The organism is Microvirga pakistanensis, assembly GCF_004458765.1.
Classification (GTDB): Bacteria; Pseudomonadota; Alphaproteobacteria; order Rhizobiales; family Beijerinckiaceae; genus Microvirga; species Microvirga pakistanensis.
Genome location: NZ_SPJX01000276.1, coordinates 1 through 242 on the forward strand (window position 1 = coordinate 1; position 242 = coordinate 242).

Here is a 242-nt window from a genome sequence, read left to right on the forward strand (position 1 = left end):
CGTCTTGAGCGGCCGGTCGGGATCGGTGCGCCACTCGGGCAGGAGGCCGTCGAGCCCGATCGGGTCGATCACCGCGCCGGACAGAATGTGGGCGCCCACCTCCGAGCCTTTCTCCACCACCACCACGGAGATGTCCGCGCCGGCTTGCGCCGCCTGCTGCTTGAGCCGGATCGCCGCGGCAAGCCCCGCAGGGCCGGCCCCGACAATCACAACGTCAAACTCCATCGATTCCCGAGCCGGTA

Annotated in this window: 1 protein-coding gene; it reads right to left on the reverse strand. The window is 69.8% G+C overall.

Annotation, left to right across the window (positions count from 1 at the left end):
• A partial coding sequence (locus tag E4K09_RS15235) for an FAD-dependent oxidoreductase (protein WP_244610515.1) occupies positions 1-242 on the reverse strand: 242 nt, incomplete at both ends.